The sequence below is a fragment of the Anabaena sp. CS-542/02 genome (assembly GCF_028331085.1).
In the GTDB taxonomy this organism is placed as follows: Bacteria; Cyanobacteriota; Cyanobacteriia; order Cyanobacteriales; family Nostocaceae; genus Anabaenopsis; species Anabaenopsis arnoldii.
Window position 1 is genome coordinate 1 of record NZ_JAQMTM010000144.1, and the last position, 14,046, is coordinate 14,046.

16 protein-coding genes are annotated in these 14,046 nt (G+C 42.1%); 3 read left to right on the forward strand and 13 right to left on the reverse strand.

Annotation, left to right across the window (positions count from 1 at the left end; translation table 11 throughout):
* Together PN447_RS15175 and PN447_RS15180 are read right to left on the reverse strand one after the other, a co-directional pair.
* Positions 1-122: MerR family DNA-binding transcriptional regulator (locus PN447_RS15175; protein ID WP_271763875.1), on the reverse strand; the 122-nt coding region annotated here is incomplete at its 3' end.
* A gap of 88 nt (positions 123-210) precedes the next feature.
* Positions 211-570: an NAD(P)H-quinone oxidoreductase subunit M gene (locus tag PN447_RS15180; protein ID WP_271763863.1), complete on the reverse strand. Its 360-nt coding sequence runs from the start codon at positions 568-570 to the stop codon at positions 211-213.
* Positions 571-1,305: 735 nt separating this feature from the next.
* Between PN447_RS15180 and PN447_RS15185 the strand changes: the two genes are divergently transcribed.
* A complete protein-coding gene (locus PN447_RS15185) occupies positions 1,306-1,599 on the forward strand; it encodes an Npun_R1517 family heterocyst differentiation transcriptional regulator (RefSeq protein ID WP_200987166.1) in 294 nt (97 codons plus the stop codon).
* 303 nt (positions 1,600-1,902) lie between these two features.
* Here PN447_RS15185 and PN447_RS15190 read toward each other — a convergent pair whose 3' ends face one another.
* The 8 genes from PN447_RS15190 to aat all read right to left on the reverse strand — a co-directional run bounded on the left by PN447_RS15190 (position 1,903) and on the right by aat (position 10,867).
* A complete protein-coding gene (locus PN447_RS15190; protein WP_271763864.1) occupies positions 1,903-2,598 on the reverse strand; it encodes a response regulator transcription factor in 696 nt (231 codons plus the stop codon).
* A gap of 336 nt (positions 2,599-2,934) precedes the next feature.
* Positions 2,935-4,272, reverse strand: a complete 1,338-nt coding sequence (ctpB, locus tag PN447_RS15195; protein ID WP_271763865.1) for a carboxyl-terminal processing protease CtpB — start codon at positions 4,270-4,272, stop codon at positions 2,935-2,937.
* Between the two features lie 625 nt (positions 4,273-4,897).
* The gene (gene recJ / locus PN447_RS15200) at positions 4,898-7,210 is read right to left on the reverse strand and encodes a single-stranded-DNA-specific exonuclease RecJ (RefSeq protein WP_271763876.1); all 2,313 of its coding nucleotides are present in this window, start codon (positions 7,208-7,210) and stop codon (positions 4,898-4,900) included.
* A 289-nt stretch (positions 7,211-7,499) separates the two neighbouring features.
* Positions 7,500-8,129, reverse strand: coding sequence for a GNAT family N-acetyltransferase (locus PN447_RS15205; protein ID WP_271763866.1), 630 nt, complete (start codon positions 8,127-8,129; stop codon positions 7,500-7,502).
* 19 nt (positions 8,130-8,148) lie between these two features.
* Complete coding sequence (locus tag PN447_RS15210) at positions 8,149-8,943, reverse strand: PD-(D/E)XK nuclease family protein (protein ID WP_271763867.1); 795 nt, start codon at positions 8,941-8,943, stop codon at positions 8,149-8,151.
* Between the two features lie 169 nt (positions 8,944-9,112).
* Entirely contained in the window at positions 9,113-9,316 is a 204-nt protein-coding gene (locus PN447_RS15215) for a hypothetical protein (RefSeq protein WP_271734066.1), read from the reverse strand.
* Positions 9,317-9,472: 156 nt separating this feature from the next.
* Positions 9,473-10,036: a peptide deformylase gene (gene def, locus PN447_RS15220; protein ID WP_271763868.1), complete on the reverse strand. Its 564-nt coding sequence runs from the start codon at positions 10,034-10,036 to the stop codon at positions 9,473-9,475.
* Between the two features lie 255 nt (positions 10,037-10,291).
* The gene (gene aat, locus PN447_RS15225) at positions 10,292-10,867 is read right to left on the reverse strand and encodes a leucyl/phenylalanyl-tRNA--protein transferase (RefSeq protein WP_271763869.1); all 576 of its coding nucleotides are present in this window, start codon (positions 10,865-10,867) and stop codon (positions 10,292-10,294) included.
* A 76-nt stretch (positions 10,868-10,943) separates the two neighbouring features.
* Here aat and PN447_RS15230 point away from each other — a divergent pair, with 76 nt between their 5' ends.
* The gene (locus tag PN447_RS15230; protein ID WP_271763870.1) at positions 10,944-11,273 is read left to right on the forward strand and encodes a hypothetical protein; all 330 of its coding nucleotides are present in this window, start codon (positions 10,944-10,946) and stop codon (positions 11,271-11,273) included.
* Between the two features lie 39 nt (positions 11,274-11,312).
* Here PN447_RS15230 and rpsN read toward each other — a convergent pair whose 3' ends face one another.
* Genes rpsN through rseP form a run of 3 tightly spaced genes read right to left on the reverse strand, consistent with a single transcriptional unit; the run spans position 11,313 to position 13,431 of the window.
* Positions 11,313-11,615, reverse strand: coding sequence for a 30S ribosomal protein S14 (rpsN, locus tag PN447_RS15235; protein ID WP_271763871.1), 303 nt, complete (start codon positions 11,613-11,615; stop codon positions 11,313-11,315).
* Between the two features lie 32 nt (positions 11,616-11,647).
* Positions 11,648-12,358 carry an endonuclease III gene (gene nth / locus PN447_RS15240; protein ID WP_442867102.1) on the reverse strand — a complete coding sequence of 237 codons (711 nt, stop codon included), beginning with the start codon at positions 12,356-12,358 and terminating at the stop codon, positions 11,648-11,650.
* Positions 12,334-13,431: an RIP metalloprotease RseP gene (gene rseP, locus PN447_RS15245; protein WP_271763873.1), complete on the reverse strand. Its 1,098-nt coding sequence runs from the start codon at positions 13,429-13,431 to the stop codon at positions 12,334-12,336. The genes nth and rseP overlap by 25 nt, the downstream gene beginning before the upstream one ends.
* A 396-nt stretch (positions 13,432-13,827) precedes the next feature.
* On the opposite strand from rseP, the gene PN447_RS15250 reads away from it, so the two are divergent.
* On the forward strand, positions 13,828-14,046 hold a 219-nt coding region (locus PN447_RS15250; RefSeq protein WP_271763874.1), incomplete at its 3' end, for a hypothetical protein.

A 14,046-nucleotide genomic window follows, 5' to 3' on the forward strand; every position in this document is an offset into this window, starting at 1 on the left:
AAAAGTCTTTGTCCTGCTTCGTTTTTGATGCTTTCAATCTTGCCATTGTCTGCGTACTTCCTTAAAGTGTTTGGGTGCAATCCCAGTTGTTTAACTGCTTCTCGTAGTGGTACATAAGCCATACCACTATATTAGCATTTACGAGCATATGTAATCTATTGTTAGTAAATAACTAGCTATTGGCTAACCCCCAGGAGCAGTTAAACATCTCTACTGATTTTCCTGAGTGGCAACTTGAGGGAGCCCCATGCTGTAGTTGGTGACGCGAGCAGAGAGATTATAGCTGATTTCTCCTTTTTGTAGGAGCGATCGCAGATAATGCTCCAAGTCTGAGCCAATGCGACGTAAGTTATAATCTGTTAAATCTTGACCGCTGGAAGCTTCCACCAGTTCATCAAACTGACGATAAACCTTTTGTAGACTATCGTCGTTCCAGTTGAATTCGTTATCTGGGTCAATATCTAAGGTCAAGACCTGATTACTAGGAACCAGTTCGCCATCCCGGTCAATTTCGGCGGCAAAAATTCGGATATGCCGGGTTGTGGACTTAAGCAGCATCGGGTTGTCCATAGCAAGGTGTAAGGTTGGGTTTGATTACACGGAACTGACAGTCCCCGGCATAAAATACAGGGGGATTGTTGGTTTAAGCGGTAGGACAGGTTCACAGATATCACTGACCATGAACGGGGATATTAATCAACCAGCCTCCTATTTATCATTATAGACTCTTGTCAGGGCTGAAATACCGGCTAATTCAGGGCTGGGTAAAGGTAGTTTGTTGTTGCATGGATGTTCTTAATATATGTGAAGTAACCCACCCTGTGTAATTCGTTGAATCTTTTCCCGAATTTTCAGGTGAATAAAACGTACATGAACTAATTCAAGGTAATCATAGTAGAACTAGCTCTATCTTTAAGAAAAACCCACAAACCAGGTATTTATTTTCGGTAAAAATACTAAAAAAACTGTAAAAACTAAAACTATTTTTATAGGAAAAATGAAGTTAATGTAAAAAGTTTGAAAAAGCTTGAATAAGTTCTTACAGAAACTTTATTGTATAAGATATCAAAAACTGAATAATAGTTATGGTTTAAACAAAAGCACATTTAGGTCAGGAAGATTACGACTTATCCCTGGCAGTGTGTCTAGAAAAAACACAGGAGAGTGAATATAAAATACAACGGTTGTGGATTGGAGAAAGGCTTTTAACTCCAGCATTATGGATACAAAAAAAATATAAAGAATTGTGGATGGGGATATAGTTCCTCACCCTCATGACCACCCAGTAACCTAATCCTCAAAATTATGAACTCGAAAGCATTACCACGCCAGATAAATAATATCGAAGTAGGCGTTTATGAGTGCGAAATTCATCTCAAGTTCCGGTTGATTGAAGAAAAAAGTCTATTAGGCGATCGCGAGCAACTCTTACAGGTATTGCTGGATGCATTGACAGAAGGCTCAGATGAGTTTCTGGAGATGCTGCAAGCATCTGTTAAGGCGCAGGAAGTGTCTGAGTTCAAGGCCTCACCACAAATGCGCCGCCAGTTGATGCGTTTACGTAATGCGGTTGATAATAGTCAATACTCTGAAGGCTAAAAATCTTCGGTTGTAATTGAGTAATTGCAAAATCACCGGTTGAGTATAGATATTTAGCTTGTATAACTTTACTCCATGGGCACAAGCTAAAGTTGACTCTAGTTTTTGAGAAGCCGAAAATAGCATCTACACATAATAAATATACCGTTTGCACTACGGAAACAATGGAGTTGTGAGTACAAGTGCTTTAATCAGGGTTGTGCTTCGATTTTGATCAGAAAAAGCGTATTAATGCTGGGGACTGTCAATCTAGAGGCTAGTGTGAAGTCACAATGCCTACACCCCCAATCGCCAGTGGAATTTCTATTGAGCAAGACCGTGTTCTAATGCAAAGCGAACTAACTCAGTGCGGCTATTGGTACCAGTTTTACTAAACAAACGACTGACGTATTTTTCAACATTACGGACACTGGTTTCTAAACGTCGAGCTATTTCTTTGTTCATCAACCCTTCAGCTACCAGATTTAAAACACTTTGTTCTCTGGGAGTTAAATCAATTTTAAAAGGAACTGGGGATTGAGAGATGGCAGTTCTTTGAGTTAACAAAGCCTTAATTTGAGCAATCTGATGAGCGAGTTCAGCAATATCAATGGCTTCCCTCTCTTCACCGGTGCTCGTAGTCTTAGTAGCTCGACGCGACAGTAAGTTCTCGACTATCGCCACTAACTCATCCGGGTCGAAGGGCTTGGGTAGGTAGGCATCAACACCGGCTTGGTAGCCCTGAATGCGATCGCCTGTCATACCTTTAGCAGTTAAAAATACAACTGGGACTGTTTGAAACCGGGGGTCTTCTCGCAGTTGTCTAAGGAACTGATAGCCATCCACCTGGGGCATCATGACATCAGAAATCACTAAATCAGGTATATTCTGCTGCATCAAATCCCACCCTTCACGGGCGTTACTGGCAACTTGAACGCTAAAACCACTTTCTTCTAAGTAGTCTTTCACGGCTTCCCGCAATCCTGGTTCATCATCGACCAGTAACAATTGTGCTGACATTTAAGTTTCCCTGTGTTGACCTGCTATATAAAACCTAGACAAAACTAGACTTTACTTTCTACTTCAACCGGAGCATGGGAGCAGTTATCCCTGGTGTAGACTTTCACGCCTTAGCCAGACGCGATTGTGTTCCAATTAAGTTTCTGAAAAATACTACCACCATCATTGCTTGGTTTTCGCGTCGGCAATAGTCTCAATTCAATACTTGATATGACCGTATTATATATCAAGTAGTTGATTTTTTACTAAAAATATATTGATTTTTGTCAATACAAGTATAGTTTTGTCTATCTAATTGTCAACTAGGCTACTACTCCCCATACACATAATCCGGGGCTAAAATTTTAAATCTCTAATACTGGAACGGACAGGTTGGTTAGGTTGGGGGGCTGGAGGTTGAGCGAAGTTGTCGCCCGAAAGTGCCGCGATCGCCCTAGCATATTGGGGATCATTGCGAGTCCCAAATAAATCGGGATTGCTAGCCAGCTGACGCTCTTGTGCTGCTGTCAAATTTATCTTAATATCTGGGACAATTCCTTTTTTATTAATATCTGTACCTTTGGGGGTGTAATAGTGGGCAATAGTCACCGCCAGACCTGACCCATCTACCAGTTCATGAACAGATTGCACCATTGCTTTGCCAAAAGTTTGACTACCAATAACTACAGCCCGGTTATTATCCTTGAGCGCCCCGGTTAGGATTTCGCTAGCACTAGCCGAATTACCATCTACTAATATTGCCAAAGGTCGCCGAGTGAGGGCGGTGCGATTGGCTTGAGTTAGCTCACTTCCCCCCGCACGGTTGACTGTGCGGACAATCCCGCCATTATCCAACCACATCCGGGCAATTTCAATGCTGGAATTTAACAGGCCGCCAGGATTTCCGCGCAAATCTAAGACAAAAGCATCAGCGTTTTGACTGTTTAAATCTCGAATGGCTCGACGCATTTGGTCGGATGTATGGCCACCAAACTCTCTCAGGCGGATATAGCCAATGCGGCGATTACCTTCTTGTTGGAGAGTATAATGCACGGTTGGGACTTCAATTGTGGCTCGTCTGAGCTGTAAATCAAAAGCACCGCGCCCTATTCTTCCTAATCGCAGGCTTATGGGAGCACCAACTTGACCGCGAATTAACTCAGAGGCCTTTTCTACTGCCATTTTATCAGTAGTTTGGCCATCAATTGCCAAAATCTCATCCCCTGCTTTGATTCCTGCTTTGAACGCCGGCGAGTTGGCGATCGCCTCTACAACCGTAAGGCGGCGAGTTTGCTGATTCACTTCCATGCGAATCCCAATCCCAGAGACTTCCCCTGATGTTTGCCTGGCGAGAGATTGATATTGTTGGGGATCCATAAAGCGTGTGTAAGGATCACCCAGTTGTTGTAAAGCTTCGCGAATTGCCACATAAGCTTGTTCATTAGAAGAGTACTCTTTGCTTAACAAGCTCTGCCTAGTGGCTAGCCAATCTTGTTGATTAAAACTGCCATCAACATACTCACGATTTACCAATTGCCATACCTGGTCAACTAACGCTTTCGGACTATCTTCAAAGGCGGCCAGAACGCAGCGAGTCCAAGCAGAGCCGAATACTGAAACAGTGGTAGTTGTGGTGATCGCTCCACCAATCAAGACTAGTTGGAGTGGTGAGTAACCTTTCGCAGATTGGTTCATGTATATCAGTGGAATATAGTTGTTTTATTTACACTTTAGCAATCAGACTCTTGAGACGCTTTTCACTCTTTATAGTTACTAAAAATATAGTCAAATATTTTTAGCTTGGTAAGGTCTAAACCTTACTGGGCTAACTACAAGCCTCTTTACTGAGTTTCCATCAAAGATAGAGTCCCCAGCTACCTTTCTTAATATATTTAGGGAACCATTCAAGTCTGCTGAATATATTTTCCCAGACTTAGACCTAAATAAACCTCTCTTGATTCTTTTACCTAAATACTTGATGTTGATTTACATTCCCCGCATCATTTTCTCCTAGTAATTCTTTGATAGTTAATCAACGATGATTGCTGTGATGGTTATATCTTTTATTAGTCTAATTTAACACTATCAAGCTTACGCGATGTTACGCTACAGTGATTGCAAGACTTTTATGGATCTCACCTTTACAATCTATATTCTTCTCTAATAAGATAGCACTTTCCTGCGGGGATTATAGGTTTTTTCGAGATTATTTAAGGAAGCAATGATTACCGATTTCAACTACGCAAACAGTAGCAATTTCTACCAAAAAAAATACCTGACTCAAAAATCCCCCTCGGTCAAGTGTTTACACCCAGGCTCTTTAGCGCCGGTAGATGGTCATAATTGTAGACAGAGGAACCTCCGCAAAATAATTTTGCTGAAATTGTTCTTCCCTGATGGCGGCTAAAAATCTTTCTACAGATGCGTGGTTCATAATTTCTGAGTGGGTGAAGGGATTCCAACTAATTTGCACCTGAGTGTCTTGTGTAGTGACTCTGAACCCCAAACACTCTAAAGCTTCGAGTCCCAATAATAAGGTCTGGTGATGGACACCAAGTTTTTCTAAAAGTTGGGGGTGGGTGACTGGTTGATTTGTCCGACTGAGATATTTAGCAATCCCAACCAAGGTTAGCCAAATTTGCTCGGGTGGTTGATGCTGGGGTTTGGACCAGGCGATCGCTAATTGTTGATGATTAGAGAGCGATTGCTTTAAGCATACACATAAATCTTCCCAGTGACTAGGACAATCTCTAATTAGATGTGGTGAATCCTGATTATTCAGAATAGAGTATTCCTGATTACGTAAATCTATTACTACATCAGTAGTATTAACACTAGCCATGACTGAGGTAGCGGTTGGACGCACAGCAATTAATCTGATTTCATAACGGTTTTTAAAAGTGTTGTAGTCGAGTTCGGCAATACAATCACACCTATCTGGGGGTAAATCATCTTTATAGTGTCCCCACCAAACACCAGGAAATGGGCTGTTAGTGGACTCATCGCGAATATTAAAATCAGTTTTAATGTACTGTACCTTTTTTCCTCTGTAATCCTCCTGATTACGATGCCAAGCATTTTCAAACCAGCAATTTTTAATTAAAAGTGTTGGTACAGGGTTTCCCATCCCACAGGGTTCTAGTAATTTAAGTTCCCCAAATAACTCTTTACCTAAATCAGCTACAGTTACCATCAAATCTGCTTGCACAGTGGGTGTAAGAGTTTTTCCCCCTAAAGATTGTCGCAACTGTTGATTAATTGCCTCCGTGAATAAAGGAATATTCTCCGGTAATAAACTCAACCCAGCAGCAAAGGGATGACCTCCAAAGCTATGTAACAAATGTGCTTGCTTTTTGACTAACTGGTATAAATCAACAGAGTTGACTGAACGGGCGGAACCACGAGCTAATGAGGGTCTTTTTGTTTCTTCACCGAGTATCTGTGTACTTAATAAAATTGTGGGACGGCCTGTTTCTTGGGCTACTTGTCCGGCCGCCAAGCCCAATACTCCCGTTGGCCATTGGCTATCTTCTAAGACAATCACACTGGTGGTTGATAAGTCTATCTCAGAGAGTTTGTTTAATACTTGGGCTTGTACCTCTTTCTGTAAGGACTTGCGACGGGTGTTAGCTAGTTCCGTAACTTCGGCTAATTGATCACAATATTTAATTTCTCGACTAGTTAATAACTCTACGCACAAACTAGCATCGCCCTGAATGCGACTAACAGCATTAATCCGTGGTCCGAGACCGAAAGAAATATCTGTAGGGCGATCGCCATTTTTCCGGCATAATTCTAATAGTCGCCCTATACCTGGCCGTCGTCGTGCTGTCGCTGGTTGTTGGAAGTCTGCGTGTAATCTTTGAATACCTAATTGTGCTAAATAGCGACAATCTCCACTCAGCTGCACCAAATCCGCAATTAATCCTACAGCAACCAAATCCAATAAATCTGTTAATGGCTCTTGGGGAATATCAGGTAAAGTTTGATATAGTGCTTCTACCAACTTAAAAGCTACCGCCACCCCGGACAGATGAAATAACTGATGTTGAGTTGGTAAATACCGGGGGTTAATAATTGCCGTAACTGGTGGGCGCTGTTCAGGTAAAGTGTGATGGTCTGTAACTATAATGTCTATACCCAAGCTTTGAGCATAAATAATTTCATCTATATTAGTACTACCAGTATCGCAGGTTACAATTAACTTACAACCTTGTCGGTGTAAATTATCGATTCCCTGATAATTAAGTCCGTGGGATTCCGTGAAGCGATTGGGGATGTAATAAATTAAGCGGGTATTTTTAGTAAAGAACTGTCCTAAACCATCCCATAGAACAGCAGTAGCGGTAATGCCATCAGCATCAAAATCTCCCCAGATAGCAATTTTATCATTGTTATTTAGTGCTTGTTGCAGCCTAGCCATAGCTAGGTGCATTTCTTCCCCAAACTCCAAAGGACTAGCTGGGTGATAATTCTTATAGTCAGCAAAAGCCGCTAATGTTTCAGGGTTCTTAATTCCCCGTTGCCACAATAATTGTGCTGCATACAATCCCCTTGATTTTGGTGTATACTGTTTCACCATATGGATAAACCAGTCAGGTGGTTGTTCCGGTGTTGAGAGAATCCACTGCATAGAATTAGTTAAAAATTGATAATTATATAGCATTTCCCATGCTCGTGAGGTACAAAGTTGTTTAGTTTCAGGGAACACCGGAACACCGGAACAGGGAATAGGGAATAGGCAATAGGCAATAGGCAATAGGCAATTGATGTGTACTTCATTAGCCTGAAAAAGGCTATATAACTTGGCAAAAACTTACAATTATGTAAACTAAATTAACAACACCGGGTTTATGTGTGTTAATCTGTGGTTGATTAATTCTGGTGATTTACACATATCAGAGCAACAATAACATTAGTATTTATTCATCATTGATCAGAGTTTCATTGACCAGAGGATTGCAGATGACCTTATTCACAAGTCCATCAGGTTTACCAGCGCGAATTGCAGGACGAGTGCGCCTGTAACCGGCTCTTTCGGCCTTTTGATGTTCATAATCAATGAGTCTGCCATAATGTTCATGTTTGCTTAAATTCATCGACAAGAAAATATGCTGGCGGATATTACCAAATCCTTTCCGGTTAAAAAACTTGACAGCTGGATTGTTAGTAGGGTCTGTATCTACCAGCATGAAGCGCGCCCCATCTTCAATCATCCTGGCAATAACATGGTCAACTAACTTATCTGCTACACCCCGACGCTGAAATTTTGGATTCACAGCTAACCATAGTATATAACCATAAGTCCAGGAAGCTTTAGTAATAATAGTTCCCAGAATAAACCCCGCTAACTCCCCATCTGTTTCCGCAACTAGACAATATTCTGGGTCTGTATTGTAAAGTCCAATTACCTCCCATTCGTCCCAGGTGCGATATAAATAAGGATATAAATCGCTAGTAAATAACTGTTCTCCCAGGTGGTAAACAGGGGAAATATCATCGATACCTAATTCACGAACATAAATCAAATCAGTTTCATCAAAGCTTTTCATATTACAATGTCCCTATAATTCATAGGGTTACTTCTTGAATATTGGCAAGATTTGGTAAATTCTGTTGATGTTCTCCCCTGGCTTGTGTCCGTTGGCAAAGTGTGGCAAAATGACAATAATTACAGGTTTTACTATTTTCCGGTACTTGTGGAAATGGCCTGTTTCTCTGGTAACCTTCCAGCCAATGGGTTAATTTATTTAACAGTTGAGCAAGTTTTTGGGCTGTGCGCTGATGCTGGGGATTGTCGTAATTAAATTGAATATTTTGTGGTTCACCTTCAGACTGGACAAACCAGTAAGTCATAGAAATATTTTTGGGTAAATAGGCGCTTGTTTCAGCCAAAACATATAAATAGAGACGTGTTTGCCAATTCTGTTCTAACTTGCGTTTATTTGGTGGTTGAGGATGGGTTTTCCAGTCGAGAATGTGGGCTTTGTCAGCGTCTGCGATGAGTAGATCATAAATAACTGTGAGTAAGTAGTTTTGAATTTGTAGGGTGCGATAATGTTCGCTTTCACGGAAGCTTAGGGGTGCGGTGGGTGTTAAAAGTTCTGGTGCTACATTGGTCAAACCTGATATCCAGCTTTGCATTCGAGTATCTGCTTGGAGGAAGCTAGCAATTGGTAAACCCATTTCTCGCTGTTGCATTAGCAGGTGAAAGCGACTACCCAAAACTTGGTGTTCCTGATGTTCGGGACTGGGGGGAGAGTGAAGTTTTTCTAAGTAGGCGTGTTGGAATTGACGCGGACAAGTTTCTAGTAAGTTGAGATTTGCTTGGGATAGGTGTAATAGTGGAGTTGTTTCTGAGGACATTCTTTTATTAAAACACGAAGACACTAAACCAAGAATAAACCAAGAATAAATATGGGTAAAAATGTTGTGCGTTTCCTGTTATCCAGGCTATGTGAAGCGAAAAAAATAAAAGGTGAAGGATGAATTTTGCCTTTTGTTTCATCCCTCTACCTTTTTATATACCTGATGCTTATTTAATGTTAGCCCGTGCGTCCTTCACTGCAGCAAAGAAAAATAATCCCGTGAGTGGAATGCTCAATCCGAGGATAATGGCAGTTACCTGAACACCTAAATCTGGTTGTCCAGAGGTAAGTTCAAATACCGAACCCACGGCGGCGATCGCTGTGATGCAAGCACCACCTAGAAATAAACCGCTTTTTGGAGTATACACTATTATTCCTATGTAAAAATGTTAACAAGTGCTCACTTTTTTATCTTACTTGACTATGGAAGTGCCTAGACTATCCAGAGTACAAATTTTTAATTATTTAGTTCATAGTACCATGAATTCGGGGAAGGAAAGATGAGCAAAACGGATTTTGGCGACCCCCTATGCTACTGGTTTCACCGACTGATAGGAGAAGCCATTTTTCGATAACTCCTGGGCTAAAGTCAAGGAATTGTCTACCCGGTCTACAAATACTACCCCATTGAGGTGATCCATTTCGTGCTGAATGCAGCGTGCGAGTAGATCATGGGCTTTGAGGGTTTTGGGACGGCCGTATTCATCTTTATAAGCAACTTCTACGGATTCGGGACGTTTTACGTCTAAATAAACATTGGGAATACTCAAACAGCCCTCTTGGGCGACGCAGACTTCCTTGCTGACTTGTTTAATGGTGGGGTTAATCAACACCAGTGGGGGGTTAGCTGGGTTATCTGGTTCGCAATCAATCACAATAAGTTGTTTATGAATTCCTACTTGAGGTGCGGCTAAACCAATACCATCGCTACTGTACATAGTTTGCAGCATTTCCCGGATAAGTTTACGGATTTCATCGTCTACTTTAGTAATCCGCTTGGCATCTTGACGCAGGACGCGATCGCCCAGATAGTGAAGTGTTAAGGGGGGATTTTTTAACTTTTTCTTCTCAACGGCAATTTCAGAAGGCATGATGATCAATGACTTAGTTGTGAAAATTCCTACTATTTTAATTCTATCAAAACATAGTGGGAGCGTGATCACCCCTACTCTTTAGAGAGGAGATGAAACTTATAGCACTACGCATACACCTTAGGACATCATAATTGTGGTTTTAAGGGAACACCGGAACAGGGAATGGGGAACAACAAGCAGGGAAATGTCTTAACACTTGTGGTTACTGCTATAGTTTATGGCTTGTGAGTAGGAATTTATCCTATTGTATCTTCACACCAAAAAACAGCGACGTTGTCGGGCTTCTTTAAGTAAACTTTGGTACTCCTCATCCTTAATACCATAAGCGCCAAATCTAGCTAAATGGGGGTTCATCATTTGAGCATCAAACAGTAGAAACTGGTTTTGGCGCAATCTTTCCACCAACTTAACCATGGCCACCTTAGAACCTTCAGGGATGTGGTAAAACATCGACTCACCAATAAAAGCACCGCCAATGACAATTCCTAGGATACCCCCAGCCAGTTGGTCACCTTGCCAAGTTTCAAAACTATAGGCGTAACCATTCTGGTAAAGTAAGTAGTAAATCTCTTGTAACTCCGGTGAAATCCAAGTAGTCTCGCGGTGAGCACACCCGGCCACCACGGATGGAAAATCACGGTTAATGCTCAGGGTAAAACGCTCTTGATTGAGAACACGCTGCAAAGACCTAGGGTAGCGAAATCGCTCATCTAAGGGAATCAAAGTGCGATCGCGACTGCTGTACCATCCCAGGCCTTTGTTGTCATCAGCCATGAGAAAATAACCTTGAGCATAACCCCGAACAATAGCAGCGATATCGTATTCCATAATTTAAGCAACCAAGCAAAAAAAACCCTCAGCGTACCTTAGCGTTTCCCTTAGCGTTCCTCTGCGTTAAAAAAAGATGACCGAAGCAATACCACCCATTACCCTACCACCTTCCCACAACCCTGATCTTGAAGGTCAGTGGTTGCAAGACCGATTATTAAACTGGTTAGACACAGAATTTTTACCGGAAATAGTCAATCAAAAAATTGCCCAAAGGGCGGCGCAAATTTTTGTCCGACAACGCATGGAAGGAGAGAATGACTTAGGATCTCTGGTTATAGCCATTGTTACAGAGATGCAGGCATTTGATTTTTCTAAAAGTTTCTATGGAGAATTTGCGATCGCCAACGCCGTCAGCGATCTACTCTTAGATAGTCTAGGGATAGACCGTTGCTGCGGAGAATAGTTTGGTCATTTTCTCCTTCCAGGAGAAAATGAGCAGTGACTACCAGCTAGACTTAACCACACCGGGTAAAAGACCTTCATGGGCCCATTCCCGGAACACATTCCGAGACAGACCAAAGTCGCGATACACACCTCTGGGACGACCAGTTACCCAGCAGCGGTTGCGGTGACGAGTGGGCGCACTATTCCGGGGTAGCTGTTGAATTTTCCGGTGAATTTCCAATTTATCCAAGGGAGATTCTGCACTTTTGAATTCTGCCAATAATGCTTCTCGCTTTTCACCATACTTTTCTACCAAGTTGGCGCGTTTTTTTTCGCGCTCAATCATACTCTTTTTTGCCATAAATTCTTTAACTGGGTTGCAGACAGCATTTCTTATTGTATCGTGTTTTCGGAATTTCTCGAAATAAATGTTTTCTCACCAGTGGGACATAAATCATGGAGATAGCAAGCTTCGCAGAGGGGAGAACGGGCCTTACAAACAGCACGACCGTGATAGATCAAACGAATTGACCAATTCTCCCAATCTGGCCGGGGTAACAACTTCATTAAATCTTTCTCAATCCGAACCGGGTCAGAAAATTTCGTTAACCCCAAGCGTTGGCTTAACCGCTTAACGTGAGTATCAACAGTCACCCCTGCATTAATACCATAAGCGTGAGCTAAAACTACATTTCCCGTTTTTCGCGCCACCCCTGGAAGCTGTAATAATTGATCCATTTCCTGGGGAACTACAGAGTCAAACTCCTTGACAATCATCCGACAAGCTGCTTGAATATTTTTGGCCTTATTTCTGTAAAAACCCGTAGACCTTACTAAAATTTCTAACTCTTCTATATCAGCATTGGCTAAACTAGCCGCGTCTGGAAACCGGGCAAACAAAGCTGGTGTAACCTTATTCACTCGCTCATCAGTACACTGAGCAGAAAGAATGGTTGCTACCAGCAGTTGTACTGGGGTGGAGTAATTCAAAGAGCAAGTTGCATCTGGATAAAGACCCTGCAAGCGGGCGAGAATTTCTAACGCCCGTTGCTTTTGAGATGAGGATTTGCGGGTAACACTCACTGGAATAACTTTTGCACCCAATCTAACTGGGAGGTTAACTGACTAGTTTCTTTGACAATCAGAAAAATTCCTAGTCCTAAGAGTAGCATTAAACCAGTTTGCATCACACCTTCTTGAATGCGGTTAGGTAGTGGCTTACCTCGTAAACCTTCAATTAGCAAGAATGCCAGTTGTCCGCCATCTAGAGCGGGTAAAGGTAAAATATTAATAATTGCCAAGTTAATGCTGATTAAAGCAGCAAAGAAGAACAGACTACCTGTATCATTTTGGGCAATGCTAGAACCAATTTGGACAATTTTAATCGGTCCTGCTACCTGACTAGCTGTTTCGCCAAAGTTGGTAATTAGTTGGCCAAAGCCTTGAAATGTCATGGTAACCAGGCGCTGAAATTCACTACCACCAATATTGAAAGCTTGTGCCAAATTCTTCACAGGACGGCGAATAACTTCACCATTGGGAGCAAGTCCCACGCCAATACTACCTCCAGCTGGCTTCTCTTCAGGAACTACATTGACGGTTAGCTTTTGGTCGCCACGGGCAATTTCTAGCTGTACAGGTTGACCGGGACTGTTTTTGATAATATCCCGTAAATCTTCTATTTCTTGTAGTGCTGTGCCAAATTCCCTGTCATTAGCCGCTAAAATCACATCTCCTGGTTTAATTCCAGCAGATGCGGCCACAGAACTCACCTCTGGTGCTAGTTGTTGAATTAAAACTCCCGGTTGGCTACTTTGTCCTATACCAATGAGACTTACCTGACTTACCAACAGGAAATAGGCAAAGATTAAATTGGCGATGACCCCCGCGCTAATGACAATCGCCCGATCTAAAATTGGCCGGTTGCGCAGCAAATTCGGGTCATTGGGGGGAATATCGCTATCAGGGTCATCATCGGGGAAGCCCACAAACCCACCTAAAGGAAAGGCGCGGATAGCATATTCGGTTTGAGATCCTTGGTATTTCCAAAGAACGGGGCCAAATCCTAAAGAAAAGCGGTTAACGAGAATACCTTGAGAACGAGCTGCGGTAAAGTGTCCTAACTCGTGTACCAAGATCAAAACAGCCAAGACTGCGATCGCTGCTAAAACTGACATAGAGCTTAGTCAAAATTCCGATATATTATTCTTATTCTAATAGTTAAGGAATGGCTAAGGAGTCTGAGCACTAACGCACTACTCGAATTTCCATAGGGGTGACCAGCACAAACTTACTCACTAGCATATCTACAGAAAAATTTAGTGACAATTTGCCATCCCTGATTATAGCACACCCAACTCTTGAAAACAACGGCGTGTTAACTCTATCGAAGCGATCGCTCAGAGGATGTTTGATAAGTTTCTTATATCCCACCCAACTAATTAAAATATTGTCAACAAACACCTTTGCGAACCTTTGCGCCTACTTAGCGACCTTTGCGTTTAAAACCCAGACAAAAACACAAATCCATAACATAATAATTACTCACACCACCTAGGGTATATCCACTAAAAATGACAGCAGCAACCCCCCAAAGCCTGAATGAATTTGTGAACTTTTGTCAGCAACATATCAAAGGACAAGAAAAACAAGAAGCACCAACATTCTTAGACCGATTTTTTAGAGCTTTTGGACATGAAGGAGCCTTAGACGCGGGGGCGAAATTTGAAGAACCCATCAAAAAAGGGAGTAAAAAAGGTAAAACCGGGTTTGCTGACCTAGTGTGGAAACCC